Origin of the sequence: Streptomyces murinus, from assembly GCF_002154555.1 — a bacterium.
GTDB classification, from domain to species: Bacteria; Actinomycetota; Actinomycetes; order Streptomycetales; family Streptomycetaceae; genus Streptomyces; species Streptomyces murinus.
The window spans coordinates 1-5,024 of sequence record NZ_MUNF01000421.1; the positions used below are offsets into that span (position 1 = coordinate 1).

General features: G+C 74.9%; 2 protein-coding genes. Both read right to left on the reverse strand.

Annotated features, from left to right (window positions below; translation table 11 throughout):
- Positions 1 to 271: 271 nt before the first annotated feature.
- Positions 272 to 1,309 carry a rod shape-determining protein gene (gene mreB / locus CCN72_RS24665; protein WP_086809700.1) on the reverse strand — a complete coding sequence of 346 codons (1,038 nt, stop codon included), beginning with the start codon at positions 1,307 to 1,309 and terminating at the stop codon, positions 272 to 274.
- Positions 1,310 to 1,503: 194 nt separating this feature from the next.
- Positions 1,504 to 5,024 (reverse strand): SAV_2336 N-terminal domain-related protein (locus CCN72_RS24670; RefSeq protein ID WP_086809702.1); only part of this gene is annotated, 3,521 nt, incomplete at its 5' end.

Below are 5,024 nucleotides of genomic sequence, written 5' to 3' on the forward strand. Positions count from 1 at the left end.
AACACGAGGTCCTGGCCACCGGCGACGAGCACCTGACTGCTGGTCTCGCTCAGCGGTGAACGGGCGTAACTGGTGAGCGTGACGACGGTGGCCAGGACCTCGTGTTCGGCCTGGAGACCTCCGCCAGCCGGATCGCCCACCTCGCCGCGGTGGACGCCCTGACCCACCTCCTGATGAGCCTGCGCCCCGAGATCGCGCGCCGCCATCTCGATCTGTCGGCGGACATCACGGCCGACCACGCCTACTGAACGACCCGGGAAAGAAGGGGAGTTCAGGCGGCCAGCGGATCCAGGACCAGCGGTTCGATCCGGCCCTCCAGCATCTCGCCGAGCCCCCGGGCCGCGCACAGGTCCGGGCGCTCGGCGATGAACACCGGCATCCCGGTGGCCTCGCGCACCATCTGGTCGAAGCCGGGCAGCAGCGCCGAACCGCCGACCATGATGATCCCGCGGTCGGCGAGATCGGCCACCAGATCCGGCGGGCACTCGCGCAGCACCTTGCCGATGCCGTCCAGGACGGCCGTCAGCGGGGTCTGGATCGCCTCCCGCACGGCCGAGGTGTCCACCCGTACGGTGCGCGGCAGCCCGGTGGCCACGTCCCGGCCGTTGATCTCGGTCCGGGGCGGGCCCTGCGGGGTCAGCCCGTTGCCGGACAGGGCCAGTTGCAGCGGCCGTACCGACTGGCTCGGCAGCAGCAGTTCATGGGTGTGCCGCAGGTACTGCACGATCGCGTGGTCCACGGCCTCCCCGCCCACCGGGATCCGCTGGGCCGTGACGATCGAGCCCAGTGACAGCACCGCGACCTGTGTGGCCGCCGCCCCGCACACCATGATCATGGTGGCCTCGGGCCGCTCCACCGGCAGCCCGCAGCCCACCGCCGCCGCGATCAGCGTGTCCACCAGCTCCACCCGGCGCGCGCCGAGCCCGAGCAGCGTCTCGATCGTCGCCCGCTGGGCCAGCGGATCGGCGTCGTGCGGGGTGCACGCGGCGGCGCGCAGCCGGGCCTTGCGGCGCAGCGCCCGGCGCATCTTGTCGCCCATCAGATGCCGCAGCATCCGCTGGGCCATGTCGATGTCGACCACCGTGCCACCGGAGATGGGCCGTACGACCCTGATGTAGTCGGGGGTGCGGCCGGTCATCTGCTCCGCGAAGTCGCCCACCGCGATCAGCGAGCCGGAACGGACGTTCACGGCCGCGACCGAGGGCTGGTCCACGACGAGCCCCGCGCCCTTCACATACACCCGGGTACGGGCCGCGCCCAGGTCGACGGCGAAGTGACAGCGGCGCAACTGCTCCAGGCTGACGGACACGGCAGCTCCTTCCGGGCGGCGGGATTCGGCTCTTCCTGCTCTCCGTATCCTGCGCGGGGCGCGGCCCGGACCGCCTTTTCTGGGGGGCCGGGCGGGGCGCCGCCGAACGGGGGTAATCACCGGGGTCCCCGGAGTGTCGCCGGGTCAAGTGGCCTGGCGGGCCTGCGGGTCACGCGGCGCGGCGCGGTCCCGGGTCAGCCGGTCCGCACCGCGTCCAGCAGCGGCTCCAGCGAGGAGACCACCGCCTTCGCGCCGCCCTCGCGCAGCAGCCGGCGCCCGGCGGCAGCGGCGGAGAACCCGACGAAGGGCAGGCCGAGGCGCTGGGCCGCGGTCAGCTCGGCGACCGAGGAACCGAGCAGCACTCCACGCCCGGCCGGTGTGCCGAGATGCTCCAGGGCCCGCAGCAGACAGTGCGGATCCGGCGTCAGCAGCCTGAGGTCCGCGCGCCGTCCGTGCACCCCCGCGAGCGGCAGCCGGTACGACTGCACGCCCCGCTGCACCGCCCGGGGACTCACGTCCGAGACCACGCTCACCCGCCGCCCGGACTTGTGCAGCGCCCGCACCAGCGCGAGCGAACGATGCGTCATGGGCGCGTCCGGTACGGCCGCCAGCTCCAGCTCCTCCAGCCGGTCCCGCAGCAGCGGCCCGAGCCGGTCGTGGGAGAACGCGCGCAGCAGATCCAGCGGATGCGGGAACGCCTCCCGGCCCGCCGGCCCCGCGACCGGCGGCCGTCCCGCCAACGCCTCGCCGGGATCGCGGTGTTCGGCCACGACGGCCAGCAGATCGAGGACGGCCGCCCGCGCGCTGTGCGCCGTGAACAGCCGGGCGAGCGGGCCGTCGTAGCCGATCAGGACGCAGTCGGCCGCGGTGAGCAGGGCCTCGGGGGGCGGGGCGGCGGCGGGCGCGGGGCCGGGTGCGCCGTCCGCGCCCAGCCGTACGGAGTACGACACGGTGAGCCCCGGCACCGGCCAGTCCCGCACCCCGTCGTTGACCGCGCGCTCGGCGGCGGTCGTCCGGCGTGCCGGGTGCCGGGCGGTGATCCGGGCGGCCGCGTCGCGCAGATGCGCCGACAGCGGCGCGGAGACCTCGGCCGCGCTGGACCGTACGAAGGCCACCGGATCGGTGACCTGCCAGCTCAGCTCCGCCACCGCCGTGAACGCGGCCTTCCCCGAGCTGGGCAGGGACAGGGTCCCCCGCGTCTGCTGCGGGGTGAGGTCGACCGTGTAGTACGTCTCCGCGCGCGGCTCCCGCCCGCCGTACGGCCGGATCGGGTCGAGCAGGGTCAGCGGTCCGTCGGCACGGGTGTGGACGACGGCGGTACGGCCCGGGGTGGGCACGCCGAGATCGCGCAGGTCCTGGGTGATGAACGGGCCCTGGACCAGCTCGCGTCGGGGACGCTCGGTGGTGAGCGGGCAGTACCAGGCGAGCGGCGGCGCTTCCGGGGCGTCGTCGGCGTACAGCGGCTCGAAGGGCGGGGCGTCCCGGGCGGCGGAGCTGGCGGCGAACTCGTCGTAGAGCGCCGGGGACACGACGACGTCGATGCCCACGGGGGGCTCCGGCAGGGAGACGGGCCCCGGCCAGAAGGACACCCGCAGCCGTGGCGGATCCGCCGATCCGGCCAGGGCGTAAGGGAGTTCGCGCAGTACGGAGACCAGGACCGGCAGCACATAGGCGCCGGGCGCGGGGCGCATCAGATAGCCGTCCGGGCGGACGTACATCTGGAACTGGCCGGCGGCGAGGGAGCGGGAGAAGATCTCGTGCACGGCGGCTTCGAGGGTGATGCGGGCCTCGGGCCGCCCGGCGAGATCGTCGGTCGTGAAGAGGATGCCGGTGGGGTCCTCGGTCCGGTGCACGGGCAGGTCGCGGAGCCTTTCGGCGCCCAGCAGCTGGTCCTCCGGACCGGACAGGAGGTTGGCCCTGGCCCGGTTCAGCTGGACGCGGAGTCCGGCGGAGACACCGGAGCGCAGGGCGCGCGTGATCTCGCCGAGCGCGCGCAGTGTGGTTCCGTGACCGCCGTTGCCCAGGGGCGCCGAGTCCAGACAGACCAGGACCGGCCGGTCGCCGAGGACGACGGTGTGGGTGTTCAGCGCACCGTGCGGCCCGTCCTGCGCGAGCAGGGCGAGGACCGCCTCGGCGAGCGGCGGCAGCAGATCGAGTACTTCGTCGTCGGACAGCCCGCCCGGGCCGGCGATCGCGAGCCGCTGGTGCAGGGTCTGTCCTCCGGCGAACTCCCGTACCAGGTACGGGATTCCGTCGGCGACGCCATGGTCGAGGACTCGGGCGACACCGGGATGGTCCACCCGGCTGAGGATCCGGCAGAGCTCGGGGAACGAGGCGTCGTTCCCGGCGGCGGGGTAGGTGCGCACCACGACCCGGGTGTCGCCCTCCCGGGTGTCCTCGGCGACCCACCCCCGGTCCTCGGTCCCCGCCGCCGCGGTCGGCCGCAACAGGCGATACCGGCCCGCGAACAACTCCGCCGTGGCCCCCGGCGCCAGCCGCCGCACGCTCTCCGCGCTGAGCATGGCGACCGGCTCGTGCTCCACCGGTGTGGGCAGACCCCGTCCGGACGGCACCACCGCCCGGAACCCGCCCGGCGCGCGCCCCGCCAGTTCGTCGATGAACTCGCCCATGCGGTCGAGGAGTTCGACCGTGCGGTTGCGCTCTGTGCGGGGCAGGCCGAGAAGCAGGAGTTCCCGTACGCCCTCCCGGAACGCGTACGACCCGGCCGGTGCCCCCGGCAGCGCGGTCAGCATGCCGCTGAGCACCACCTCGGCCAGGTGCCGGGGCCGGGGATCCGGTTCCACCGCGGCCTGCACCAGCCGCATCACCGGCAGATCGGGCCGCCCCACCGCGAGATGCCCGGCCAGCCGGAACGCCTCCGGGGACGCCGTCGACCGGAATCGCAGCACCAACTCCTCGGCGGACAACCGGCCGACGTCCGTACGGTCCTCCGCGTCGACCGGCAGCGGACGCGTCAACCGGGCCGCGGCGGCCGGGAACCGGGTGCCGCCGGGCGTGCTGATCAGCCCGGCCCAGTTCGCCAGCCAGCGCGGCTCGGGCTCCAGCACCGGGAGGACCACCGCGCCCGGTCCGGCGTCGAACTCCGGGGTGTCGTACGGCGTGAAGGCGAGCGCGGCCGAGGGCGCCACGGGATGCGGGGCCGAGAGCCGGCCGGGGGCGGCGGGCAACGCCGTTTCCCGCCACAGGTGTTCGGGCAGCGGCTGGACGACGGCCAGCGGCATCCGGCGCGCCCAGCGGTGCAGGGTGGCGTACCACAGGGTGCCCGCGAGGCTCTGTCGCCACTGCGGGCCCATGCAGTCGCTGATCAGCAGGGTGACGGTACGGCCGTCCGCGGGGAGCTGCCCGTCGGGGCCGCGCACCGTGCCGTCGGCGTCGGCGCGGTACAGGGTGACCGTGCGGAAGGCGCCCGACTGGGCCAGCGCGGTGTGCAGTTCATGGATCAGGGGCTGCCAGACCGGCATCGTGGGACCGGCGTCGTGCACCAGGTTGAGGCTCAGCCAGCGTTCCCGGGCGGGCCGCAGCACCGGGAGCCAGCGGTCGGGGTCGGCGCCGAGGCGGGCGATGCGGTCGGCGGTCGCCCGCTCGTCCAGCTCCTGGCCCACGGGCGCGTCGACCCGGCGCCGCAGCGGGCGCAGCGCGCGCTGGAGGGCGAGCGGGTGGCGCAGCATCGGGGGCGCGGGGGCCAGCAGGGCGG